Genomic DNA, 24703 nt, shown 5'->3' on the forward strand with positions numbered 1-24703 from the left:
ATGGGCTTGAAACATTTTCTTGAAAAAATCGAACCGCACTTCCTGCCGGGCGGCAAACATGAAAAATGGTATGCCCTCTACGAAGCTGCAGCGACGATTTTCTATACATCCGGCGCGGTAACGCGCAAAGCGGCGCACGTCCGCGATGCACTCGACTCCAAGCGCATGATGATTTTGGTGTGGCTGGCTTTGTTCCCTGCCATGTTCTACGGTATGTACAACGTCGGCGCACAGGCATTCGGTGCGTTAACGCCTGATTTGCTGCAACAAAATATCGCCAACAACTGGCACTACGCCCTTGCCAACGCTTTGGGCATCAATATGTCGTCTGAAGCGGGTGTGTTGGGCAAAATGCTGTTCGGCGCGATTTTCTTCCTGCCGATTTACGCGACTGTATTTGTTGTGGGCGGCTTCTGGGAAGTTTTGTTCGCATCCGTACGCAAACACGAAATCAACGAAGGTTTCTTCGTGACTTCGATTCTGTTTGCTTTGATCGTTCCCCCTACCCTGCCTTTGTGGCAAGCGGCTTTGGGTATTTCTTTCGGCGTTGTGGTTGCGAAAGAAGTATTCGGCGGTACAGGTAAAAACTTCATGAACCCTGCTCTTGCAGGTCGTGCGTTCCTGTTCTTCGCCTACCCTGCCAACATTACCGGCGATACCATTTGGACTGCGGTTGACGGCTATTCAGGTGCCACTGCTTTGGCGCAATGGGCGGCACACGGTGCAGACGGCCTGAAAAACGCTGTAACCGGTCAAACCATTTCTTGGATGGATGCGTTTATCGGTAACGTACCCGGCTCAATCGGCGAAGTATCCACTTTGGCGCTTTTAATCGGCGGCGCTTTTATCGTGTTCACCCGTATTGCCTCTTGGCGCATTATCGCCGGCGTGATGATCGGTATGATTGCCATGTCTTCTCTGTTTAACTTCATCGGTTCGGACACCAACGCCATGTTCTCCATGCCTTGGTATTGGCACTTGGTGGTCGGCGGCTTCGCCATCGGTATGCTGTTTATGGCGACCGACCCTGTTTCCGCTTCCTTTACCAATGTTGGCAAATGGTGGTACGGCGCGCTTATCGGTGTGATGTGCGTGTTGATCCGCGTGGTCAACCCTGCTTACCCCGAAGGCATGATGTTGGCGATTCTGTTTGCCAACCTGTTTGCCCCAATTTTCGACTATTTCGTCGCACAAGCGAACATCAAACGCAGAAAGGCGCGCAGCAATGGCTAAGAAATTCGATAAAGACAGCTTCAGTGGCACGCTGATTGTGGTATTGGTTGTCAGCCTGATTTGTTCCATCATCGTTGCTGGTGCGGTCGTCGGCTTGAAACCTATCCAAGAGAAACAAAAGCTCCAAGACAAACAAGGCTATATCTTAAGCGTAGCCGGTTTGATGGATAAAAACACCGACATCAGCAAAACCTTTGCCGAACGTATCGAGCAACGCGTTGTCGATTTGGCAACAGGCGAATACGTGAAAGACGCGCCGAAAGACTTCAGCGCGCGCATCGCAGGCAAAGACCCTGCCCAAAGCATCCAAATCAAACCCGAAGACGATTTGGCCGGCATCAAAAGCCGTGCCAAATACACTGAGGTTTACTTGGTAAAAGGCGAAGACGGCAAAGTCAGCCAAATCATCCTGCCTATGCACGGTAACGGCTTGTGGTCTGTCATGTACGGTTTTGTCGCCATTCAACCCGACGGCAATACCATCAACGGCATCACCTACTACGACCAAGGTGAAACTCCGGGTTTGGGCGGCGAAATCGGCAATCCGTTGTGGCAACAAAAATTCGTCGGCAAAAAACTGTTTGACGAACAAGGCAAACTCGCCCTGCATGTTGGCAAAGGCGCAAGTTCGGACAAAGAACACGGCGTAGATGCCCTCTCCGGCGCATCGCTGACATCTAAAGGCGTGCAAGGTTCGTTCGCCTACTGGTTCGGCGAAAACGGCTATATCCCCTACCTGAACAAATTGAAATCAGCAGGAGCACAATAATGGCTGACATGAAACGCTTGAAATATTTGATGTTTTCACCCTTTATCGACAACAACCCGATTGCCTTGCAGGTTTTGGGTATTTGTTCGGCTTTGGCGGTTACCACCAAACTTCAGACGGCCATCGTAATGGGTATTTCCGTAGCTTTGGTAACCGGTTTTTCCAGCTTCTTCATTTCTTTGGTACGCAACTATATCCCTAACAGCATCCGTATTATTGTGCAAATGGCGATTGTTGCTTCCTTGGTAACGCTGGTTGACCAACTGCTCCAAGCCTTTGCTTATGAGCTGTCCAAACAGCTGTCCGTATTCGTCGGCCTAATTATTACCAACTGTATCGTAATGGGCCGTGCCGAAGCATTCGCAATGAAAGAGCCGCCGCTGGAAAGCTTGGTTGACGGTATCGGCAACGGCGCAGGTTACGGCATGATGTTGATCATCATCGCAACCATCCGCGAACTGATCGGCTCTGGCAAGCTCTTTGGCTACACCATTTTCCAAACCGTACAAGATGGCGGCTGGTATCAAACCAACGGCTTGTTCCTGCTCGCCCCTAGCGCGTTCTTCATCATCGGCTTCTTGGTATGGGGTCTGCGCACTTGGAAACCTGAACAGGCGGAGAAATAACACATGGAACATTACTTAAGCCTCTTTGTAAAATCCGTCTTTCTGGAAAACATGGCACTTTCCTTCTTCTTGGGGATGTGTACGTTTTTGGCGGTATCTAAAAAAGTATCCACTGCATTCGGTTTGGGCGTTGCCGTAACTTTCGTACTCGGCCTGTCCGTCCCAGCCAACCAACTTGTTTACTCGCTGTTGAAAGACGGTGCGCTGGTTGAAGGCGTAGACCTGACCTTCCTGAAATTCATCACCTTCATCGGCGTGATTGCTGCTTTGGTGCAGATTTTGGAAATGTTCTTGGATAAATTCGTCCCTGCCCTCTACAACGCATTGGGTATCTACCTGCCTCTGATTACCGTAAACTGCGCGATTTTCGGTGCCGTATCATTTATGGCGCAACGCGAATACAACTTCGGCGAGTCCGTTGTATATGGTTTCGGTGCAGGTCTGGGCTGGCTTTTGGCTATTGTCGCTTTGGCGGGCATTACCGAAAAAATGAAATATTCGGATGTCCCTAAAGGCCTCAAAGGCTTGGGCATTACCTTTATCGCTGCTGGCCTGATGGCAATGGCGTTTATGTCGTTCTCCGGCATCCAGTTATAAGAAAGGAATCGGCATGGAGATTATTTTAGGTATCGTGATGTTCACCCTCATCGTCTTGGTGTTGGCACTGATGATTCTGTTTGCCAAATCCAAGTTGGTGAGCGAAGGCGACATCACCATCAAAGTCAATAACGAAAAAGAGCTGACGATGCCTGCCGGCGGCAAACTGCTGGGTGCGCTTGCCAGCCAAGGCATCTTCGTTCCTTCCGCCTGCGGTGGCGGCGGCTCATGCGGTCAGTGCCGCGTTGTCGTGAAAAGCGGCGGTGGCGACATTCTGCCAACTGAGTTGTCCCACATCAGCAAACGCGAAGCGCGCGAAGGCTGCCGCCTGTCTTGTCAGGTCAACGTTAAAACCGACATGGACATCGAAGTACCGGAAGAAGTGTTCGGTGTGAAAAAATGGGAATGCACCGTCATCTCCAATGACAACAAAGCAACGTTCATTAAAGAACTCAAGCTTGCCATTCCTGAAGGTGAAGAAGTTCCTTTCCGCGCCGGCGGCTACATCCAAATTGAAGCTCCTCCTCATACTGTCGCCTACAAAGACTTCGACATTCCTAAGGAATACCACGAAGACTGGGACAAATACAATCTGTGGCAATATGTTTCCAAAGTGGACGAGCCGATTTTGCGCGCTTACTCCATGGCTTCATATCCAGAAGAAAAAGGCATCATCATGCTGAACGTGCGTATCGCCACGCCGCCTCCGCGCGTACCCGATGCGCCTCCGGGACAAATGTCGTCCTACATCTGGTCGCTTAAACCCGGCGACAAAGTAACCATCTCCGGCCCGTTTGGCGAATTCTTCGCCAAAGACACCGATGCCGAAATGGTATTTATCGGCGGTGGTGCGGGTATGGCTCCGATGCGTTCCCACATTTTCGACCAGCTGAAACGTTTGAACTCCAAACGTAAGATTACCTTCTGGTATGGTGCACGTTCTAAACGCGAGATGTTCTATGTTGAAGACTTCGACCAACTCGCAGCAGAATTCCCGAACTTCACATGGCACGTCGCCCTGTCCGACCCATTGCCTGAAGACAACTGGGACGGTTACACAGGCTTCATTCACAACGTGGTTTACGAAAACCACCTGAAAAACCACGAAGCACCGGAAGACTGCGAATTCTACATGTGCGGCCCTCCAATCATGAACCAGTCCGTGATCAAAATGCTCAAAGACTTGGGCGTGGAAGACGAAAACATCCTTTTGGACGATTTCGGCGGCTAACAGACAAAAAGGAAGAAACTTCGGTTTCTTCCTTTTTTATTGCCAGGTCGTCTGAAAACCATACTTTCAGACGGCCTGAACCTTTCTTTTACGATACAATAAAGGCTTCAAAAAATAATCCGCAAATCCCTTATGCTGTTTCTTTCTAATTCGTTTTACCGTCCGATAATCGGCTACACCGTTGCCATCGTTTCCGCACTCACGCTCTCTGCCTGCCAACCCGAAAAACAACAACAAACCATCACCCTGCAAGGCGAGACCATGGGCACGACCTATACCGTCAAATATCTTTCAGACGGCCAAGATAAACTCCCCTCCCCTGCCGAAATACAAAAACGCATTGATGACGCGCTTAAAGAAGTCAATCGGCAAATGTCTACCTACCAGACCGATTCCGAAATCAGCCAATTCAACCAGCTGCGCACCGTCAATCAGGCCATGCCCATTTCCCAAGACTTTGCCTATGTGACCGGAGAAGCCTTGCGTTTAAACAAACTGACGCACGGCGCGCTGGACGTAACCGTCGGCCCTTTGGTCAACCTCTGGGGATTCGGCCCGCAAAAAGAAATTACGCACGAACCGACTGCACAAGAAATCCAACATGCTTCAGAAATGGTCGGTACGGACAAACTCAAACTTTCCCAAGACGGACAGCAGCCTACACTTGCCAAAACCCATCCCGAAGTCTATTTAGACCTATCCTCCATCGCCAAAGGCTTTGGTGTGGATAAAACCGCCGCCGAACTTGAAAAACTCAATATCGGCAATTATTTAGTAGAAATCGGAGGCGAGTTGCATGGCAAAGGCCACAATGCGCAAGGCAACCCTTGGCGTATCGGCATTGAGCAGCCCAATATCGTTCAAGGCGGCACCACTCAAATTACCATTCCATTGGACAATAAATCACTGGCCACATCCGGCGACTACCGTATTTTCCATGTCGATAAATCAGGCCGCCGCCTTTCCCATATTATCAACCCTAAAACCAAACAACCCATCAGCCACAACCTTGCTTCCATCAGCGTAGTAGCAGAAAACGCCACACTTGCAGACGGCCTTTCAACCGGATTGTTCGTCCTCGGAGAAACCGAAGCGCTTAAACTTGCCGAGCAAGAAAATCTCGCCGTTTTCCTTATCATCCGAACCCCGCAAGGCGGCTACCATACTAAAATGTCCAGCGCATTCAAGAAATTATTAAACTAACCTTCAGGAATACACACATGAAAACCCTCCTCCTTACTTTCGGCATTTTTATCATTGTCATCCTCGGCATGGCAGTCGGCTATATTTTCTCCAAACGCACCATCAAAGGCAGCTGCGGCGGCATTTCCTCTCTCGGCATGAAGAAAATGTGCGATTGCGACACGCCATGTGATACCTTGCAAAAAGAGCTGGATAAAAAACAACATTCCGACAACCAAGGCATCAAGGTCGATCATTAAGTCGTTGTTAAATGTTTATTAGTGATTTAAGACAGCTCACCCCCTATCAGGCCGTCTGAAAAATAAAAGAGCGTAATCCCAATGGATACACGCTCTTTTATTTTGTCTATTCCAAAGCAATCCAAAAATATCTTGCATACACATTTGAAACAAGCCCTCCAAAACTAATCATGAAATAAAAAGAAAAGCTCCTGCAAAACAGGAGCTTTTTCTTGGAAGAAACCGGATTATTTCAATTTAGTTTCTTTGTAAATAACGTGTTTACGGGCTACTGGGTCAAATTTTTTGATTTCCAGTTTGCCAGGCATAGTACGTTTGTTTTTAGTAGTTGTGTAGAAGTGACCAGTACCAGCACTGGACTCCAGTTTGATTTTATCGCGCATTGCAGTAATCCTTAATTAATGGTGTTTAAATTAAGCTTCGCCGCGAGCACGCAAATCAGCCAATACGACATCAATGCCTACTTTATCGATGGTGCGCAATGCAGCGTTAGAAACGCGCAGGCGAACCCAGCGGTTTTCACTTTCTACCCAGAAACGACGTGATTGCAAGTTAGGCAAAAAACGACGTTTGGTTTTGTTGTTGGCGTGTGATACGTTATTGCCAGACATCGGGCGCTTACCGGTCACTTTGCAAACTCGTGCCATGGTTAGTCTCCAAACTTCTAAAATAGTAAAACGCGATTTATACCACGAAATCCGCCTTCAGTTCAAGTCGTTTGCTGAAAAAACGGGATTTGTGGAAATAAATCTTCTCAATATGTTGCATCTGCGAAACGGTATTTCGCAAAGCCTTAACTTTTCAATTATAACGGATTTCTTTAAAAAAATCATCTGTCGTTTGCGTGGTCGGCGAAATAAACAGACCGTCTGAACATTTTCAGACGGCCTGTTTATCATCATGCTTTTTTCTTCAACGCCGCATTCAAAATACAGCCGAGTATAAAGCAGGCTAAAGAGGGAACAACCCACCCTAGACCGATATTGTAAAACGGCAATGCGCGCTCGATGGCAGCTGCGGTATCGGCATCAAATCCAAACGCGGCCTTATAGGCATCGAGCAAGCCGACCATAAGGGCCGCCATCATGGTGCAGAAATAGACAATACGGCCGCCGCCAAACAGTTTATCTGTCAAGGCCAGCAAAATGATGACGATGGTCAGCGGATACAACAGCATCAACATAGGGATGGAAAACTGCAAAATCGCTGACAGGCCTTTGTTGGCCAACAGGATAGACACCACCGTATTCAGTATCACAAAGATTTTATAAGAAATACCCGGGCAAAGACGGTTGAAATATTCGGCGCATGAAGTAATCAAGCCAACCGCCGTACTCAGACAGGCAAGCAGCACCATGACGCCAAGCAACACAATACCGGCCGTACCGAAATAGTGCTGTGCGGTTTTAGACAAAACCGACGCGCCGTTTTCCTGTAAGCCGATACCGGCCACACCTGTCGCGCCCATATAGCCGATAAACAGATAAACCACTGCCAAACAAGAAGCTGCCAACACGCCCGAAATCGTCGTGGTCTTCAGCAAGTCCGCGCGATTGTCCACGCCCATGGCGCGAACGGCATCGATGACGATAATGGCAAACACCAGCGAAGCCAGCGCGTCCATGGTGCCGTAGCCTTCCAAAATGCCTTTAACCAACGGATGAGTAGCAAAATCGCCTTGCGCCGCCTGCGGCATACCCATCGGGTTAATAGCGGCATAGCCGACCAATATTGCAATTGCTAGCAACAAAACGGGCGTAAGGATTTTACCGATACGGTCAACCAGCTTACCCGGAGAAATCGACAGCCAATAAGTAATACCGAAAAACACCAGGCTGAATACGGCCAATGCGATGTTTTTCCAAGACTCATCAATGAAAGGAGAAATTGCAGTTTCAAAAGATACCGTTGCCGTACGCGGCATGGCAAACAGAGGGCCGATTGCCAGATAAAGCGCAGTGGCAAAAGTCACGCCGTACCAAGGCGCAACACGGGAGGCCAATGCTTCCACATCGCGCGAGCCGGAATAGCCGACGGCAATCACGCCCAACAATGGCAAACCCGCCCCGGTCAGCAGAAAACCGAACATCGCCGAAAGCCAGTTTTCACCGGCCTGCTGTCCCAAAAAAGCTGGAAAAATCAAGTTCCCTGCCCCAAAAAACAGGGCAAACAGCATTAAGCCCACCGCCCATAAAGAAGCTTTGGTATGACTCGTCGTCGAATTCATTTTAGTTCTCTTTATTCAAATTTTCGTTATCGGTTTCATCGGCTTCAAGGCCGTCTGAAAACATTTCGGCTTCATTTGTTTCCAAACCGTCTTTCAGGCTGATTTCGATTTCGCCATAATTTTCCGGCTGTACGATACGCACCAAGCCCTCTTTAGCCAATTCCAGCAATGCAATAAAATTGACCACCACATATGTCGCGCCCTGCTCCGGCTTAAACAAATCGCTGAACTTGCTGATACCGCTTTCGTTCAAACGACGCAAAATCGCCGTCATCTGCGCACGCACGGAAATGGTTTCCCGCACCACTTCATGACTGCGCGTATGCTTGGCACGCGATAAAATACCCAACCAAGCCTGCGTCAAATCGGCAACGTACACTTCCGGCAACTTTGCTTCGACCGCAATTTCCAGCGGCAAATACGCCCAAGCAAAATCACGTCCGGCGCGCGGCAACGCATCCAAACCCTGAGCCGCCAGTTTCATCTGTTCGTAAGCCAACAGACGGCGCACCAGCTCGGCACGCGGATCCGCCTCTTCATCCTCAACTTCTTCAGGACGCGGCAACAGCAGGCGCGATTTAATTTCAATCAGCATTGCTGCCATCAACAGGTATTCCGCCGCCAAATCAAACTGATACGCTTCCATTTGGGCAATATAGTGCAGATACTGCTCAGTAATCTTCACCATAGGAATATCGAGGACATCGATATTCTGCTTGCGGATAAGGTACAGCAGCAAATCCAACGGCCCTTGGAAGCTGCTTAATACCACCTTCAACGCATCAGGCGGAATAAACAAATCCTGCGGCACATCGGTAACAGGCTGACCGAACACCCACGCAACGGTATGTTCAGACGGCGTTGCGGCAGTGGAAGAAATAAGGTGTTCTGAAGGCATGGTTAAAGGGTCTTTTTCTTTTTAAGTTTAGTAAGAAGTTTCATCAACAAAAGGCCGTCTGAAACGAGGACAAGCCGTTTTTAATATAAAAATCAGCGTTTTTTACGATTGATTTGCAAAGAAACAATGGCGACGGCAAAGGTCTGAGCCAAGGCCATACCCAACAGCGGCAGGCTGGCGAAAACCGTACCCGTCAGTACCAAACCGATATCTCGGGACAACACAAAACCATCCCTCGCAAGCATCGCCACCATCAAAGCCAACAACAGCAAACTTTCGCAGCCGACCAAAAGCCAAATCATTTTAACCGAACGGCGTTTGCGCCATTTCATGATACCGGCGTGCAAAAGGCTGAATATCACGACGGACAGACACGGATAAAGAAAAGTGGTGAATGGACGGGTATAACCGCTTTGCACACACAAATAATCGCCGGGCAACGTATTGCATTCCATCACATCGAGAAACATCGGATCGACGGCATACATCAATACGCCGAACCATACCGCATAAATCAGACTGGCAATAAAGTAGGCTTTAAAAAATCGGCTCTTACCCATTTCCTACCCCTCACTTCCGCCCTGCGATATGCTCCACCGCAGCCTGCGCACAATACAGCCCAAACGAAGCCGTTACCAGCATACTCGCCCCATAGCCCGCGCAGGACAAACCTTGCGGCGCGACATCGGTCGAACACGCTTCGCCGGATTGCGGCGGCGTAATATTCTCGGTTGAATAAACGCAAGGCACGCGCATTTTTTCTTTGGTATTGCGGCTGAAGCCGTAGCGTTTGCGCAAGGTATAGCGCAAATTGGAAAGCAACGGGTCGTGGGTGACGCGGCTTAAATCGGCAGTTTGGATTAAAGCCGGATTTTTCTGTCCGCCCGCGCCGCCGCTGATAATAAACGGTTGTTTATGTTGCACGAAATACGCCGCCATCGCCGCTTTGACACGGATTTGGTCGATGGCGTCGATGACGAAGTCAAAAGGCCGTCTGAAAAGTTCGTCCAGATTGTCTTCGGTAACAAAATCTTCGATTTCCGTCACTTCGCATTGCGGATTGATTTGGGCAATGCGTTCGCGCAAAGCGGTAACTTTTGCCTTACCGAAATCATCGGTCAAAGCGTGCAACTGGCGGTTGACATTGGATTCGGCAACATTGTCCAAATCAATCAGCGTTAAACGACCGATGCCGCTCCTCGCCAACGCCTCCACCGCCCACGAGCCGACGCCGCCGACGCCGACCACGCACACATGCGCACGCGAAAAGCGCGCCAGCGCTTCGTCTCCGTAAAGTCTGGCAATACCGCCAAAGCGGCGCGAAGAAAGAAAAGCAGCGTCCTGCATAAGCAACCTTGTGATATATCAATAAATTAATGAAAAACGCGACAGGCGATTCGGACAGACATTATACTTGAAAGCAGATGGGCTGTTGTACCTGCCCGAAAGAGTTTATAATCGTTTCACATTCAGACAAGTTCTGATTTCATATTAAACGAAAGTGCCGCTACTCGGCGCAAAAGGAGAATGAATATGTACAAACATCTGGTTGTAGCCGTTGACGGTAGCGAGACCTCCCTCAATGCATTGAAACATGCCGCCGAACTGGCAAGCCTCAACAAAGCCCAACTGACTTTGGTTCACGTTGCCAACCCTGCAGAATACATGGCTTTGGCTCCTGAATTCCTGCAACACGAAAGCTACGAAGCCGCCGCAGTGGCTCAAGGTAACGAAGTTTTGGATTTCGCAGAAAAAACAGCGCGTGAAAGCGGCGTTGAAAACATCGTGAAACACCTGTTGGTTGCCAACAAAGGCGCGCGCGAAATGGCGCAAGACTTGGTTGACTACGCCGACAACAACGGCGCAGACCTGTTGGTACTCGGCACACACGGCCGCACCGGCCTGATGCACCTGCTGATGGGCAGCTTCGCCGAGACCGTAATGCGTCAAAGCCACCTGCCTCTGCTGATTATCCGCAGCAAAGCTGAAGAAGCATAATCAAGCATTTATTTAAAATAGCGAAAGGCCGTCTGAATATTTTTCAGACGGCCTTTTTTCATTTTCACATGACAACTTCAGCTTTTATTTTGCCATTTCTTTGAACACTTCGTGTGCCACAGCAATGGTTTCGTCAATCAGCTCAGGCGTATGCGCGGCGGAAACAAAACCGGCTTCGTAAGCTGACGGGCCGAATGCGACATTGCGGTCGAGCATACCGTGGAAGAAATGTTTGAAACCGTCGATATTGGAACGCGCCATGTCGGCATAGTTTTGCGGCGTATGGCTGGCAAAATACAAACCAAACATACCGCCCACGCTGTCCGCCGTAAATTCAACGCCATGCGCTTTAGCCGCGTCGGCAATACCGTTGGCGAGGCGTTGGGTCAGGGCAGTCAGGTTTTCATAGAAGCCTTCGCGCTGAATGATTTCCAGCGTTTTCAAACCGGCCGCAACCGCAATCGGATTACCGGACAATGTGCCTGCCTGATACACGCCGCCCAACGGGGAAATACATTCCATAATGTCTTTACGGCCACCGAACGCCGCCAAAGGCATACCGCCGCCGATCACTTTGCCCATGGTGGTCAAATCAGGCTTGATGCCGTGCAAAGATTGCGCACCGCCCAGCGCCACGCGGAAACCGGTCATCACTTCGTCGTAAATCAACACGGCACCGTGTTTTTCAGTCAATTCGCGCAAGGCTTTGACAAAGGCTTCAGACGGCCTAACCAGATTCATATTGCCGACAAAAGGCTCCAAAATCACACAGGCAATGTCATTGCCGCTTTGGGCAAAGGCTTCTTCCAGTTGGGCGATATTGTTGTATTCGAGTACCAAAGTGTGTTTGGTAAAGTCGGCAGGCACACCGGCGGAAGAAGGGTTGCCAAACGTCAGCAGACCGCTGCCTGCTTTCACCAACAGGCTGTCGGAATGGCCGTGGTAGCAGCCTTCAAACTTGATGATTTTGTCGCGTCCGGTAAAACCGCGTGCCAGACGGATGGCGGTCATCGTTGCTTCCGTGCCGGAGCTGACAAGGCGCAGCTGCTCGACGGACGGCATGATTTTAGCGATTTCTTCGGCAATGACAATTTCGCCTTCAGTCGGCGCACCAAACGACAAACCGCCCAATGCTGCTTCGCGCACGGCTTCAATGACTTCGGGATGGGCATGGCCGACAATCGCAGGGCCCCAAGAGCCGACATAGTCGGTATAACGCGTGCCGTTTTCGTCCCAAACATACGCGCCTTCTGCCTTTTTGATAAAGCGCGGTACGCCGCCGACGCTGCCGAATGCGCGCACAGGAGAGTTCACGCCGCCGGGAATAATGGCTTTGGCGCGGTTGAACAAGCTTTCATTACGGTTCATGGTCAATTCTTTCGTAAGAGGTCGTCTGAAAATCAAATCGATGCCATTTTAACACCAAATCCTTTTCAGACGGCCCAGGCTTCAAAATAAGAATCGGGCGCAAAATCAAAATTATTCTTTAAAAACAAACACTCTATCCATATTTTTCCTGCTTGTGCTATAATCCGCGACCTATTGAAACAATAAAAGAAAAGCATCATGTTACGCGGATTCATACTCAGCCTCGCCCTTTTGGCGTCCTCCCTCGTCCATGCACAACGCAGCCTGCCTGACGATATGGATGTGGCCGTTTTAAAAACCGTCGATCTGCCTTATCTGAAAGTCAGCAAAGGCGGTTTTTCTTGGACGCGCCTGCTGACCTTGGGCATTGTGGACGGCAACGCAGCCAAACTGCAAATCACCCGCTTCACCAAAATCCACGATGAAAACGACCGTTTCATCCCCATGGGCCGCCTGCTGAATCAAACCGGCAAAGCCGTTGCGTTCAAATACAACGAAGAAAGCCGCCTCGTCCGCGAAATCTGGATTTTGACCGACGCCGAGGCCGACAGGTTCATCGAACACGCCAAAAAGCAGAAAAAGGCGGAAGAATAATTTTTCAGACGACCAGAGTATTGCACAGGCCGTCTGAACCCTTTTACAACAAGCAAGTCAATCAAAACAAACCATGAAAAAAGTATTTATCCGCACCTTCGGGTGCCAAATGAACGAGTACGACAGCGAAAAAATGCTGTCCGTCCTCGCCGAAGAACACGGCGGCATCGAGCAGGTTACCCAACCTGACGACGCCGACATCATCTTGTTCAACACCTGCTCCGTGCGTGAAAAAGCGCAAGAGAAAGTCTTCTCCGACTTAGGCCGCGTACGTCCGCTCAAAGAAAAAAATCCCGACCTCATCATCGGCGTTGCCGGCTGCGTTGCCTCTCAAGAAGGTGAGAACATCGTCAAACGCGCTCCGTATGTGGACGTGGTTTTCGGCCCGCAAACGCTGCACCGCCTGCCCAAACTCATCGTCGATAAAGAAACCACCGGTCTGTCTCAAATCGACATTTCCTTCCCCGAAATCGAGAAATTCGACCACCTGCCGCCTGCGCGCGTAGAAGGCGGTTCGGCATTCATTTCCATTATGGAAGGCTGTTCCAAATACTGCTCTTACTGCGTCGTCCCTTATACCCGCGGCGAAGAATTCTCCCGCCCGCTCAACGACGTATTGACCGAAATTGCCGGTTTGGCGCAACAAGGCGTTAAAGAAATCAACCTCTTAGGCCAAAACGTCAATGCCTATCGCGGCGAAATGGAAAACGGCGAAATCTGCGACTTTGCCACTTTGTTGCGCATCGTCCACGAAATCCCCGGCATCGAACGCCTGCGCTTTACCACCAGCCATCCGCGCGAATTTACCGACGCGATTATCGAGTGCTACCGCGACCTGCCGAAGCTGGTTTCCCACCTGCACCTGCCGATTCAAAGCGGTTCCGACCGCGTATTGAGCGCAATGAAACGCGGCTACACCGCCTTGGAATACAAATCCATCATCCGCAAACTGCGCGCCATCCGTCCTGATTTGTGCCTCAGCTCCGACTTTATCGTCGGCTTCCCGGGCGAGACCGAGCGCGAGTTCGAGCAAACCTTGAAACTGGTGAAAGACATTGCCTTCGACTTGAGCTTCGTCTTTATTTACAGTCCGCGCCCAGGTACGCCTGCCGCCAACCTGCACGACGACACGCCGCACGAAGAAAAAGTGCGCCGCCTCGAAGCTTTGAACGAAGTCATCGAAGCCGAAACCGCGCGCATCAATCAAACCATGATCGGCACGGTTCAACGCTGCTTGGTTGAAGGTATCTCCAAAAAAGACCCTGACCAACTGCAAGCCCGTACCGCCAACAACCGCGTGGTCAACTTTACCGGCACACCCGACATGATCAACCAAATGATCGATTTGGAAATCACCGAAGCCTACACCTTCTCCCTGAAAGGCAAACCGGTATAAGCACACACAAACAAAGGCCGTCTGAAACTGTTCAGACGGCCTTTATCTTGGCTTGGCCCGGCATTATCTGATTCATGTATTTTTATTACCCGAACAAAAGGCTTTTCAGTATAATACCGCCCGAAAATTCCCTTATCTGTTGAGAAGTTAAGGAGCAAATCCGAGCTTCCGGCAGTTAAACCCGCTGATACCGTCCTTAAACGGCTTTCCCCAAAGGAATATCTCGAAATGAGTTCTTCAAATCAAAGCGTTTTGGAAAGATTATTCAACCTCAACGCCAATCAGACCAACGTCCGCACGGAAATTATGGCCGGTGTGACAACCTTCCTCGCCATGTGCTACATCATCATCGTCAATCCCCTGATTTTGGGCGAAACCGGCATGGATATGGGCGCAGTATTTGTGGCCACCTGTATCGCCTCCGCCATCGGCTGTTTCGTGATGGGCTTTGTCGGCAACTACCCGATTGCCCTCGCTCCGGGCATGGGTTTGAACGCCTACTTTACCTTTGCCGTCGTCAAAGGCATGGGCGTGGACTGGCGTGTGGCTTTGGGTGCCGTTTTCATTTCAGGCATTATTTTCATCCTGTTCAGCTTCTTTAAAGTACGCGAAATGCTGGTCAACGCCCTGCCTATGGGCTTGAAAATGTCGATTGCCGCAGGTATCGGCCTCTTCTTGGCATTGATTGCACTCAAAGGCGCAGGCGTGATTGTGGCTAATCCTGCCACATTGGTCGGCTTGGGCGACATCCACCAGCCCACCGCCCTGCTGGCGATGGCAGGCTTTGTCATGGTGGTTGCACTTGGCCACTTCCGCGTTAAAGGCTCTATCATCATTACCATTCTAACGCTGACCGCCGTCTCCACCATCTTGGGCTTGAGCGAGTTCAAAGGCGTGGTCGGCGAAGTTCCGAGCATTGCACCAACATTCATGCAGATGGACTTCAAAGGCTTATTCACCGTCAGCATGGTCAGCGTGATTTTTGTATTCTTCCTGGTTGACCTGTTTGACTCTACCGGCACATTGGTCGGCGTTTCCCACCGCGCAGGCCTGTTGCAAGACGGCAAACTGCCGCGTTTGAAACGCGCCCTGCTTGCCGACTCTACCGCCATCGTTGCAGGCGCCGCCTTGGGTACTTCTTCTACCACCCCTTACGTTGAAAGCGCGGCAGGCGTTTCTGCCGGCGGCCGTACCGGCCTGACTGCCGTTACCGTCGGCGTACTGATGCTTGCCTGTCTGATTTTCTCCCCGCTGGTTCAAAGCATTCCTGCATTCGCTACCGCACCCGCCCTGCTCTATGTTGGCGCGCAAATGTTGCGCAGCGCGCGTGAAATCGATTGGGACGACATGACCGAAGCCGCACCGGCATTCCTGACCATCGTCTTCATGCCGTTTACCTACTCGATTGCCGACGGTATTGCGTTTGGCTTTATCAGCTATGCACTCATCAAACTCTTGTGCAACCGCACTCAAGACGTACCGCCTATGGTATGGATTGTCGCCGTGTTGTGGGCATTGAAATTCTGGTTCTTGGGTTAAACTGCTCAAAAGAACAGGCCGTCTGAAAACTTTTCAGACGGCCTGTTTTATTTTACCCAGCGTTTAAAGCTGTCGGTAAAAGATTATTTTTTCACTTTTTTAGCAGCTGGTTTAGCGGCAGCTTTCGCGCCTTTGTCCAATGCGCAGAAACGGGTAGCGATTTGGTCAACCACTTCTTGTTTGCCATTTACTTCGGTAGTACCGCGGATAGTCAGCATGTTGCCATCAACTTTGTCCACGTTGGCTGCAGTGGCTGCTTCAGCAATCCAAGCAACATTGCCGCCCCAGAATGCGTTTACATCTTTGCTGCTGTCAGTAATACGGAACAGGTTTTCAGTTACTTGGCCTTTGTATTTTACTTGTGCAGCAACAACTTCGTTGCCTTTGAAGCCATACATTACGCTCAGAGGCTCTTTGCCGTCTTTACCGCATTTGTAGTGAACTTCTTTAGTACCGTCGATAGAGTCTACTTTCAAAGTATTAGGTACTGGAGCTTGAGCTTGTTGAGCCTGAGCTTGAGTTTGTTGTTGCGCAGTAGGCGCAGCTTTAGCTTCAGGTTTAGCTTTAGAACCGCTGCTACATGCAGTCAGGGCAACAGCCGCCAAAACGGCAGGAACGATTAATTTAACATTCATATTCATAATTGACTCCCAAATGGTTTCAATAAAAAACCGGCAAACGCCGGCTGACATTTACACATTAACAGAGATATTCCGTCTTGTCTTTATCTCAGACGGCATTTTTTAAGAAAAGTTCAAATAAATATTTTTATTTTCTAAAATCAAGAAATTATAAATATGAAATCATGTAAATTCAGGTTTAGGAACTCTTAAGATGAATACTGTTGTCAATAAATCGGGTTTTGACAATGGTAAAATGAGATTGAAAAGCGCATAGAGATGACAAAATTCAGGGCAATTGATTTTACACACTTCTGTCTCTTGAGTTGCTGAGCATTTCAGACGGCCTTAGAACACAAACAGTAAATGCAATAAAAAAACGCAATCTGAAACAGATTGCGTTTTTTTTGAAAACTGGCACGCCCACGGGGAATCGAACCCCGGTTACCGCCGTGAAAGGGCGATGTCCTAACCGCTAGACGATGGGCGCGGATAAATCTTGTGGCGCACCCGGAGCGATTCGAACGCCCGACCCTCTGGTTCGTAGCCAGATACTCTATCCAACTGAGCTACGGGTGCATCCTCATCACTTCGCAAGTGCGTTGTGAATCAAGAAGACCGAATGATATAGGCTTTACTAAAGCCTGTCTACTCTTTTCACAGAAACTTTTTATATTTTTATTTAACCAATTGAAGTTAAACAATATAAAATTAACGTAAAATCCCTACTCCTGACAAATCCTGCGCCATTTTAGCGGCGGAGTTATCGGTCATGCCGCCGACAAAATCCAAAATCTTCATATAGGCCTGATACAGACTGTCTTCAGGAAGAATCGGATTGTGCTTTTTCAATAATTCCAACGCCAAAGACTGACGCGTTGCTAACTGTTTTTCTGCAATCAGGGCATAGGCGGCAGGGACGAGCAAATCTAAGATGGAGCCTAAGCATGGGAACGTGGCAATCTCGGTCAAGAGCTTGGTGTGATGGCGGAAAATCCGTGTTTGTGCCAATTCTTTCGCTTTTGCCAAAGTGTTTTGCACTTGCGGGCTGCACAGAGCAAGCAGGTCTTTGCCTTTGAATGTTCCGTCCAACAAGTCGGACTGATGCAGCATAAAGGTTTGCGCGACATCATCAATCGCCTTGCCGATCGCAATGCCGCGCAACATGGCGCAACGCTGACGGCTGGAGCTGGCGTGCCATGCGCTTTCGGCAAAGGTCAGCTCGGACAAAATACTTTCTACTTCCGTATCCGTGAGCAAATCCAATTCGACGGCATCTTCCAAATCCAGCAAGGCATAGCAAATATCGTCGGCAGCCTCCATCAAATAAGACAAAGGATGGCGCGCCCAGCTGTCTACTCCCGCGGAAACCAGCCCCAATTCGTCGGCAACTTGACGGATAAACGGCAACTCGGTTTGATAAATATTGAATTTCTTTCTGCCGTTTGGATGTTGCGTTGTCCACGGATACTTCAGCAATGCGCCGATGGCTGCCGCAGTCAGGCGCATTCCGCCTGCCTCCGGATACATTTCAAGGCTGGCGACGATACGCAGGCTATGCGCATTGCCTTCATAGGTTTGAATATCGTTGCGTTCCGCTTCGTTTAATGTGTTCAGATAAATTTGATGTTCAGGCCGTCTGAACCAATCACGCAAAGCATCTTCGCCGGTATGGCCAAACGGCGGATTGCCCAAATCATGAGCCAAACAGGCAACCTGCACCACGGCACCAATATCGCTGGGCGTATTGCCCTGCGGCAGAAAACCGCCGTTATGCAACATCACGCCCACGCGGTTGCCCAAGCTCCTGCCCACGCTGGCAACTTCAACGCTGTGCGTCAGGCGGTTGTGCGTCAAGTCATGTTGCGCCAGCGGATGCACCTGTGTTTTACGGCCAAGGCGGCGGAAGGCTCCGGAAAAAACAACCCGGTCGTAGTCGATGTGAAAATCCGTACGCAAGGCATCGGCACCTTCTTGAGTCGAAGGGGTAACGGTCGGCACGATTTCGCCGTTTTTAGTACGGAAGCGTTGGGTGGATAATAAGTTTTGCCAATTCATTCGGATGGTCATAAAGGTTCCTCAAGCAAAGTAAAGGCCGTCTGAAACATATTCAGACGGCCTTATGCTTATTTACCGCGCATCAATTCAAAGAAATCGTCGTTATTTTTAGAGTCTTTGAGTTTGCCCACCAAAAACTCGGTCGCTTCGATTTCGTCCATAGGATGCAGGAATTTGCGCAAGAGCCACATGCGTTGCAACTGATCGTTCGGCACCAGCAATTCTTCGCGGCGCGTACCGGATTTATTGATACTAATGGCCGGGAACAGGCGTTTTTCGGCCATACGGCGGTCAAGGTGCAATTCCATATTGCCCGTGCCTTTGAACTCTTCGTAAATCACGTCGTCCATGCGGCTACCGGTTTCAACAAGCGCTGTCGCAATAATGGTAAGCGAACCGCCCTCTTCCACATTACGCGCTGCGCCGAAGAAGCGTTTCGGACGGTGCAAGGCGTTGGCATCGACACCGCCGGTCAAGATTTTGCCCGAAGTCGGCACAACGGTATTGTAGGCGCGCGCCAAACGGGTAATCGAATCCAGCAGGATGACCACGTCTTTTTTGTGTTCAACCATACGTTTGGCTTTTTCAATCACCATCTCGGCCACTTGTACATGGCGTTGCGCCGGTTCATCAAACGTAGAGGAAACGACTTCGCCGCGTACAGAACGGCTCATTTCGGTCACTTCTTCCGGACGCTCGTCAATCAACAGGACAATCAGCTCGACATCGGGATAATTGGCGGTAATAGCGTGGGCAATGTTTTGCAACATCACGGTCTTACCGGTTTTAGGCGGCGCCACCAACAATGCACGTTGGCCTTTACCGATTGGGGAAACCAAGTCGATAGCGCGGCCGGTCAGATTCTCTTCGGCTTTGATGTCGCGCTCAAGTTTGAATTGTTCGGTTGGGAATAAAGGCGTGAGGTTTTCAAAGAGGATTTTGTGTTTGCAGACTTCAGGCTGATCGCCGTTGATGGTATCGAGGCGGACAAGTGCGAAATAGCGTTCGTTGTCTTTAGGTACGCGCACGCTGCCTTCGATGGTGTCACCGGTGTGCAGATTGAAGCGGCGGATTTGCGTGGGCGAAACATAAATATCGTCAGGACCGGCAAGGTAAGAAGTATCTGCGCTGCGCAGGAAACCGAAGCCGTCGGGCAGGATTTCGAGTGTGCCGGAACAGGTAAAGCTGACATTTTGCTTCATCATCTGGCGGACGATGGCAAAAACGAGGTCTTGTTTGCGGAAACGGTTGGCGTTTTCAATGCCATGTTCTTCTGCCATTTCCAAGAGTTTGGAAATGTGGAGGGTTTGGAGTTCTGAAACGTGCATAGTATTGATATATTTTGAATAGTATCAGAGAGATGGCACAAAGGCCGTCTGAAAGTATGAAATCGTGCCGCAGGATACGGTAGATTTTTGAGAAAGTTGAATTTTAGGCAGTTGGAGGCAGGGTGTCAAATTTTTAAATCGAACACTGAGCCGAGACTATAATCTTACCATGCAATAAGATTATGGCCGGCAACAGCTTGGCAATCGCAACCCTATCGACCAAAATCCGAGTATTTACCCAACTTCAGACGGCCTTTTGCCCGTACCGCATCAGCGTCATGCCGCCGACCGCTGCCGCACAGCCCGCAACCAGCGAAATATGCAGCGGTTCGCCCAAAAACCACGCCGAAGACAGCACACCGAAAATCGGCACGAGCGTAATATACGCCGCCGCGCTGCCTGCACCCAAAGTCTTCACGCCTTCGAAATACCACGCGTAGGCCAATACCGTCGCGCCGATGACCAGCCACGCCAAGGCTGTCCAGCCTCGCCCATCCATTGCCGCTATCGCCTCAAACGGCATTCCGTCCGTCCACAACGCCACCACCGACAACATCAACGCACCAATGAACGACGTTGCCGTCGTTACCGTCAGCACATCTATCCCACGCAAAACCGCGCGACCAATTAAAGTATAAGCCGCCCAACAAACCACGCAACCGAAAATCAGCCACTCTCCTGCCTTGATGCCGCCCGATAACACTGTCAACGGCTGCCCTTGCGTTACCACCATAATGGCACCGCCGACCGCCAGCAGCATACCCGCCAAAATCTTCACATTTAAACGCTCGCCGAAAAACCAAGTTGCCAACAGCAGTGTCAATACCGGATTCACCGCCACGACTACCGCCGCCTTGCCTGCCGGCATAGTCTGCAAACCCAGCATAAAAAACACCGCATAACCGCACACGCCAACAGAAGCGGCTGCCGTCAAACCCAGCCATTGCCGCGCCGACAAAGCCGCCAAAGTCGCGAACCTGCTGCGCGCAAACAACCAGCCCAACAACAAAACCGAAGCCAAGACAAACCGAACCGCCCCGCCCGTCAGCGGCGGCAGCGACTGCCCCAACATCCGCCCCATCGGCCAAGACGCACCCCACAACACCGCCATTCCCAGCAGTTTCAAATGTACAGAATAACGTTCCATCTTATCCCTTTATCGACAAAGGCCGTCTGAAAACCGGATTTCAAGTTTTCAGACGGCCTTCAATATAGCGACTGCAAACAGATTACTTAGGCTGCCAAGAATCTTTCAGCGTCACCGTGCGGTTAAACACCGGCATGTCTTTGCTGTGGTCTTTGCGGTCGGTTACGAAGTAGCCGATGCGTTCAAACTGCCAACGGCTTTCTGCCGGCAGATCTTTTGCGACAGGTTCGGCGTAGGCAGTGATTTCCTTGATGGATTCTGGATTGAGGAAATCGGTAAACGGCAGATAGTTGCCGTCTTCGCCGCGCACGGCATCAGGACGCTCGACGGTAAAGAGGCGGTCGTACAGGCGGACTTTAATTTCGACGGCGTGTTCGGCAGAAACCCAATGAATCACGCCTTTAACTTTGCGGCCTTCGGGATTTTTGCCCAAGGTATCGTGGTCGATGCTGCATTTGAGTTCAACCACATTGCCTGCCTCGTCTTTTACTACTTCATCACACTTAATCACATAGCCGTGGCGCAAACGCACTTCTCCGCCGGGAACCAGGCGTTTGAAGCCTTTGGGCGGATTTTCGGCAAAGTCGTCGGCTTCGATGTAGATGGTTTGTGAAATAGGTACTTCGCGATCGCCCATTTCTTCGTGGTTCGGATGGAACGCGGCACGGCGGCTTTGGGTTTTGCCGGCTTCAAAGTTGGTCAGGGTCACTTTGAGCGGATTCAAAACCGCCATCAGGCGTGGCGCAGAGTTCTCCAACTCTTCACGAATCGCGCCTTCCAACACGCTCATGTCGACGATGTTTTCAGATTTGGAAATACCGGCGCGTTTGGCAAACAGGCGCAGGCCTTCGGGCGTGTAACCGCGGCGGCGCATACCGGAAATGGTCGGCATACGTGGGTCGTCCCAGCCGGAAACGTGGCCGTCTGAAACCAGTTGGTTCAGCTTGCGTTTGGACGTGATGGAATACAGAAGCTCCAAACGGGAAAACTCGTATTGGCGCGGACGTGTGGCGTGCGGCGCAGGAATGTTGTCCAACACCCAGTCGTACAGCGGACGGTGTGCTTCAAATTCGAGTGTACACAAGGAATGCGTGATGCCTTCGATAGCATCGGAAATGCAGTGAGTGTAGTCGTACATCGGATAGATGCACCATTTGTCGCCGGTGTTGTGGTGATGGGCGCGGCGGATACGGTAGATGACGGGGTCGCGCATATTGATATTGCCTGCCGCCATATCGATTTTCAGGCGCAAGGTTTTGCTGCCGTCGGGGAACTCGCCGTTTTTCATGCGTGTGAACAGGTCGAGGTTTTCTTCAATACTGCGGTCGCGGTAAGGGCTGTTTTTGCCTGCTTCGGTCAGCGTACCGCGGTATTCGCGCATTTCTTCGGGCGTCAAATCATCGACATACGCTTTGCCGTCTTTGATTAAACCGACAGCGTAGTCGTAAAGCTGGTCGAAATAGTTGGAAGCGAAACGTGGCTCGCCCGCCCAATGGAAGCCCAACCATTCGACGTCTTCTTTGATGGCATTGACGTATTCGTCGTTTTCTTTTTCAGGGTTGGTGTCGTCGAAACGCAGGTTGCACAAGCCGTCGTAAATATAAGCCAAACCGAAGTTCAAGCAGATGGATTTGGCGTGGCCGATGTGCAAGTAACCGTTCGGCTCAGGCGGGAAGCGGGTTTGGATGGCTGTATGTTTCCCGCTTTTGAGGTCTTCATCGATGATGGTGCGGATAAAGTGGTTGTCCGCGAATTGGTCTTTATTCAACATAATATTTCTTTGATAGGAAAATGATTTTCTGTTTTCAGACGGCCTGAGCATTCAATCAGGCCGTCTGAAAGGAATGGAATGATGGCTCAATTGTACCCGACTTGGCTACTTTGATACAGGGTCGGCAACCTGCCACGCCACGCCGCGCTCGTTTAGGGTTTTCTGCATGGCGGCGGATGGTGTGCGGTCGGTAAACAGCTTATCGAATGCGCCGATATCGCCCAGTCTGACCAAGGCATTGCTGTTGAATTTGCTGTGATCGACACCAAGATAGCGCACGCGGGCATTGTTCACCATCGCCTGCATGACGCTGACTTCCTTGTAATCGTCATCCAAAAGCGAGCCGTCGTTTTCTATACCGTGGGTACTCATGATGGCATAGTCGACTTTGAATTGGTTGATGAAATCGACGGTCGCCACGCCGGTAATACCGCCATCCAAGGGGCGGACCACGCCGGAAGCGATGATAACCGTGTAGTCGGTACGCGCCGCAGTGATGGAGGCGGCGTAGATATTGTTGGTGATAATCCGCAGGTTTTTACGCTGTCTAACCAACTCGGCGGCGACGGCTTCCATGGTGGTACCGATGCTGATAAACAGCGAGGCATTGTCGGGAATGGTGGAAGCAATCAGACGGGCAATGGCGTTTTTTTCCTGCTGCTGATGGTTGCGCCGCTCCTGCCCTGCCGTTACGACTGAAACATCGCCCAAAGATGCGCCGCCGTGATAGCGTTTGAGCTGTCCGGTCTCACTTAACTCCTGCACATCGCGGCGTATGGTTTGCGGCGTAACATCCAAATTCGCCGCCAACTCTTCCACCGTCATGAAGTTATGTTCGCGGACAAGGGTGAGGATATGTTCGTGTCTTTGGATTTTGGGTTTCATGGCGTTTCGTTTTGTAGGGATAAACCAATGGCCGTCTGAATATTTCAGACGGCCTTTTTCATTGTCAAACCGATTACATCTCGAGTTTCTGTTCCAAGCGTTCCATACACGCGCCTAAGTGGCGGCGCATGACTTTGGTCACACGGTTGCGCTTGCCTGCCAGCAATAAATCGAGGATTTCTCGGTGTTCATGGTGCGAATTGGAATCGATGTTGCGCTTTTCTTTGCGAAGCGGATCGGAAACGGCCACAATCAATGAAGAGCGCGCGCACAAGGTATTCATGATTTCAAACAGGACATCGTTGTCCAGCAGCCGCGCCAATTCGACATGGAAGGCATTGGACAGGCGGTTCCAACCCACGCGGTCGCCGCTTTCGGAGGCTGCGCCCTCTTGCTCAATCATGGCATAAAGCGGTTGCAGACGCGTTTCCAAATCAGGCATATCGATAAGGACGCTCAAAATCATGCTTTCCATTTCGATACGCGTGTTGAACACGTCTTTCATTTCTTTCAAGTCCGGCACATGGACAAATGCGCCGCGGTTGGGCTGCAAATCGACGATTTTATCGTGCGCCAAAAGCGATAATGCGCCACGCACGGTATTGCGGGAGCAAACCATTTGTCGGCAAAGCTCGGACTCGGTCAGTTTTTTGCCCGGCAGCAGCAGATGGTCGGTAATACCGTCCAAAATCAATGCGTACACGCGGAAGAGTTCCGAATCGTGACGTTCTTCCAAAATAAGCGATGAAGTTGCAGGCGCAACGTTGGTATTATTTTCGTAATCCATAATGTTTCCCCAATATCCGTATTAAGGCGCAAGCGTTTACAAACCTGCAGCTTTCGGGGGTGTTTAAAATATAATTAAAAATTGTTGACAATGTTAAACGAAACTTGCACAATGAGATCAACAAGCCAAGTTATAAAGGCTGATAGAGAGAGAGAAAAAGGAATAAAAAGCAAGCAGATATATTCATGT

General features: G+C 50.4%; 25 protein-coding genes and 2 tRNA genes. 11 read left to right on the forward strand and 16 right to left on the reverse strand.

The genetic code is table 11. The features are described from left to right. The 7 genes from ACTHUM_RS03610 to nqrM all read left to right on the forward strand — a co-directional run bounded on the left by ACTHUM_RS03610 (nt 1) and on the right by nqrM (nt 5898). Nucleotides 1-1233: an NADH:ubiquinone reductase (Na(+)-transporting) subunit B gene (locus ACTHUM_RS03610; protein WP_070503747.1), complete on the forward strand. Its 1233-nt coding sequence runs from the start codon at nt 1-3 to the stop codon at nt 1231-1233. Then, nucleotides 1226-2002 (forward strand): Na(+)-translocating NADH-quinone reductase subunit C, encoded by a 777-nt coding sequence (locus ACTHUM_RS03615; protein WP_004519571.1) that lies wholly within the window; start codon nt 1226-1228, stop codon nt 2000-2002. Before ACTHUM_RS03610 ends, ACTHUM_RS03615 begins: the two co-directional genes overlap by 8 nt. Further along, a complete protein-coding gene (locus ACTHUM_RS03620) occupies nt 2002-2628 on the forward strand; it encodes an NADH:ubiquinone reductase (Na(+)-transporting) subunit D (protein WP_003684313.1) in 627 nt (208 codons plus the stop codon). Before ACTHUM_RS03615 ends, ACTHUM_RS03620 begins: the two co-directional genes overlap by 1 nt. Before the next feature lie 3 nt (nt 2629-2631). Further along, complete coding sequence (gene nqrE / locus ACTHUM_RS03625) at nt 2632-3225, forward strand: NADH:ubiquinone reductase (Na(+)-transporting) subunit E (protein WP_003684365.1); 594 nt, start codon at nt 2632-2634, stop codon at nt 3223-3225. Nucleotides 3226-3238: 13 nt separating this feature from the next. Further along, a complete protein-coding gene (gene nqrF / locus ACTHUM_RS03630) occupies nt 3239-4456 on the forward strand; it encodes an NADH:ubiquinone reductase (Na(+)-transporting) subunit F (RefSeq protein WP_004519569.1) in 1218 nt (405 codons plus the stop codon). Between the two features lie 132 nt (nt 4457-4588). Further along, nucleotides 4589-5659 (forward strand): FAD:protein FMN transferase, encoded by a 1071-nt coding sequence (locus tag ACTHUM_RS03635; RefSeq protein WP_083314051.1) that lies wholly within the window; start codon nt 4589-4591, stop codon nt 5657-5659. A 17-nt stretch (nt 5660-5676) separates the two neighbouring features. After that, entirely contained in the window at nt 5677-5898 is a 222-nt protein-coding gene (gene nqrM / locus ACTHUM_RS03640) for a (Na+)-NQR maturation NqrM (protein WP_003680888.1), read from the forward strand. A gap of 227 nt (nt 5899-6125) precedes the next feature. On the opposite strand, the gene rpmG is transcribed toward nqrM, so the two are convergent. The 6 genes from rpmG to ACTHUM_RS03670 all read right to left on the reverse strand — a co-directional run bounded on the left by rpmG (nt 6126) and on the right by ACTHUM_RS03670 (nt 10370). Then, a complete protein-coding gene (gene rpmG / locus ACTHUM_RS03645) occupies nt 6126-6281 on the reverse strand; it encodes a 50S ribosomal protein L33 (protein ID WP_003684373.1) in 156 nt (51 codons plus the stop codon). A 30-nt stretch (nt 6282-6311) separates the two neighbouring features. Continuing rightward, entirely contained in the window at nt 6312-6545 is a 234-nt protein-coding gene (rpmB, locus tag ACTHUM_RS03650) for a 50S ribosomal protein L28 (RefSeq protein ID WP_002216391.1), read from the reverse strand. A gap of 251 nt (nt 6546-6796) precedes the next feature. Then, nucleotides 6797-8125, reverse strand: coding sequence for a branched-chain amino acid transport system II carrier protein (brnQ, locus tag ACTHUM_RS03655; protein ID WP_070695447.1), 1329 nt, complete (start codon nt 8123-8125; stop codon nt 6797-6799). A 1-nt stretch (nt 8126) separates the two neighbouring features. Further along, nucleotides 8127-9023, reverse strand: a complete 897-nt coding sequence (locus tag ACTHUM_RS03660) for a segregation and condensation protein A (protein WP_049336062.1) — start codon at nt 9021-9023, stop codon at nt 8127-8129. Between the two features lie 92 nt (nt 9024-9115). Then, nucleotides 9116-9583: a hypothetical protein gene (locus tag ACTHUM_RS03665; protein ID WP_049336064.1), complete on the reverse strand. Its 468-nt coding sequence runs from the start codon at nt 9581-9583 to the stop codon at nt 9116-9118. Nucleotides 9584-9593: 10 nt separating this feature from the next. After that, nucleotides 9594-10370: a tRNA threonylcarbamoyladenosine dehydratase gene (locus ACTHUM_RS03670; RefSeq protein ID WP_049336067.1), complete on the reverse strand. Its 777-nt coding sequence runs from the start codon at nt 10368-10370 to the stop codon at nt 9594-9596. Nucleotides 10371-10556: 186 nt separating this feature from the next. Between ACTHUM_RS03670 and ACTHUM_RS03675 the strand changes: the two genes are divergently transcribed. Then, on the forward strand, nt 10557-11021 hold the full coding sequence (locus ACTHUM_RS03675) for a universal stress protein (protein WP_003680896.1): 465 nt from the start codon (nt 10557-10559) through the stop codon (nt 11019-11021). Between the two features lie 84 nt (nt 11022-11105). Here ACTHUM_RS03675 and hemL read toward each other — a convergent pair whose 3' ends face one another. Next, the gene (hemL, locus tag ACTHUM_RS03680; protein WP_049336068.1) at nt 11106-12389 is read right to left on the reverse strand and encodes a glutamate-1-semialdehyde 2,1-aminomutase; all 1284 of its coding nucleotides are present in this window, start codon (nt 12387-12389) and stop codon (nt 11106-11108) included. A 198-nt stretch (nt 12390-12587) separates the two neighbouring features. Here hemL and ACTHUM_RS03685 point away from each other — a divergent pair, with 198 nt between their 5' ends. The 3 genes from ACTHUM_RS03685 (at nt 12588) to ACTHUM_RS03695 (ending at nt 15918) form a co-directional block, all read left to right on the forward strand. Beyond that, nucleotides 12588-12983: a hypothetical protein gene (locus ACTHUM_RS03685; RefSeq protein WP_049333912.1), complete on the forward strand. Its 396-nt coding sequence runs from the start codon at nt 12588-12590 to the stop codon at nt 12981-12983. A 73-nt stretch (nt 12984-13056) separates the two neighbouring features. After that, nucleotides 13057-14379 carry a tRNA (N6-isopentenyl adenosine(37)-C2)-methylthiotransferase MiaB gene (gene miaB / locus ACTHUM_RS03690; protein WP_003684389.1) on the forward strand — a complete coding sequence of 441 codons (1323 nt, stop codon included), beginning with the start codon at nt 13057-13059 and terminating at the stop codon, nt 14377-14379. 228 nt (nt 14380-14607) lie between these two features. Next, nucleotides 14608-15918: an NCS2 family permease gene (locus tag ACTHUM_RS03695; RefSeq protein ID WP_004519556.1), complete on the forward strand. Its 1311-nt coding sequence runs from the start codon at nt 14608-14610 to the stop codon at nt 15916-15918. Nucleotides 15919-16001: 83 nt separating this feature from the next. Here ACTHUM_RS03695 and ACTHUM_RS03700 read toward each other — a convergent pair whose 3' ends face one another. The 9 genes from ACTHUM_RS03700 to ACTHUM_RS03740 all read right to left on the reverse strand — a co-directional run bounded on the left by ACTHUM_RS03700 (nt 16002) and on the right by ACTHUM_RS03740 (nt 24514). Continuing rightward, nucleotides 16002-16559, reverse strand: coding sequence for a hypothetical protein (locus ACTHUM_RS03700; RefSeq protein WP_039862107.1), 558 nt, complete (start codon nt 16557-16559; stop codon nt 16002-16004). A gap of 394 nt (nt 16560-16953) precedes the next feature. Beyond that, nucleotides 16954-17028, reverse strand: a tRNA-Glu gene (locus tag ACTHUM_RS03705). Between the two features lie 12 nt (nt 17029-17040). After that, nucleotides 17041-17117, reverse strand: a tRNA-Arg gene (locus tag ACTHUM_RS03710). A gap of 132 nt (nt 17118-17249) precedes the next feature. Next, nucleotides 17250-18608: a deoxyguanosinetriphosphate triphosphohydrolase gene (locus ACTHUM_RS03715; RefSeq protein WP_049336415.1), complete on the reverse strand. Its 1359-nt coding sequence runs from the start codon at nt 18606-18608 to the stop codon at nt 17250-17252. 56 nt (nt 18609-18664) lie between these two features. Continuing rightward, nucleotides 18665-19924, reverse strand: coding sequence for a transcription termination factor Rho (gene rho, locus ACTHUM_RS03720; protein WP_003680905.1), 1260 nt, complete (start codon nt 19922-19924; stop codon nt 18665-18667). A gap of 244 nt (nt 19925-20168) precedes the next feature. Beyond that, nucleotides 20169-21071, reverse strand: coding sequence for a DMT family transporter (locus ACTHUM_RS03725; RefSeq protein ID WP_004519553.1), 903 nt, complete (start codon nt 21069-21071; stop codon nt 20169-20171). 82 nt (nt 21072-21153) lie between these two features. After that, nucleotides 21154-22842, reverse strand: coding sequence for a glutamine--tRNA ligase/YqeY domain fusion protein (locus tag ACTHUM_RS03730; RefSeq protein ID WP_004519552.1), 1689 nt, complete (start codon nt 22840-22842; stop codon nt 21154-21156). A gap of 105 nt (nt 22843-22947) precedes the next feature. Continuing rightward, nucleotides 22948-23727, reverse strand: a complete 780-nt coding sequence (locus tag ACTHUM_RS03735; protein WP_004519551.1) for a DeoR/GlpR family DNA-binding transcription regulator — start codon at nt 23725-23727, stop codon at nt 22948-22950. A 73-nt stretch (nt 23728-23800) separates the two neighbouring features. Then, a complete protein-coding gene (locus ACTHUM_RS03740; protein WP_004519550.1) occupies nt 23801-24514 on the reverse strand; it encodes a GntR family transcriptional regulator in 714 nt (237 codons plus the stop codon). Nucleotides 24515-24703 lie beyond the last annotated feature (189 nt).

Source organism: Neisseria sp. P0021.S006 (genome assembly GCF_051956895.1).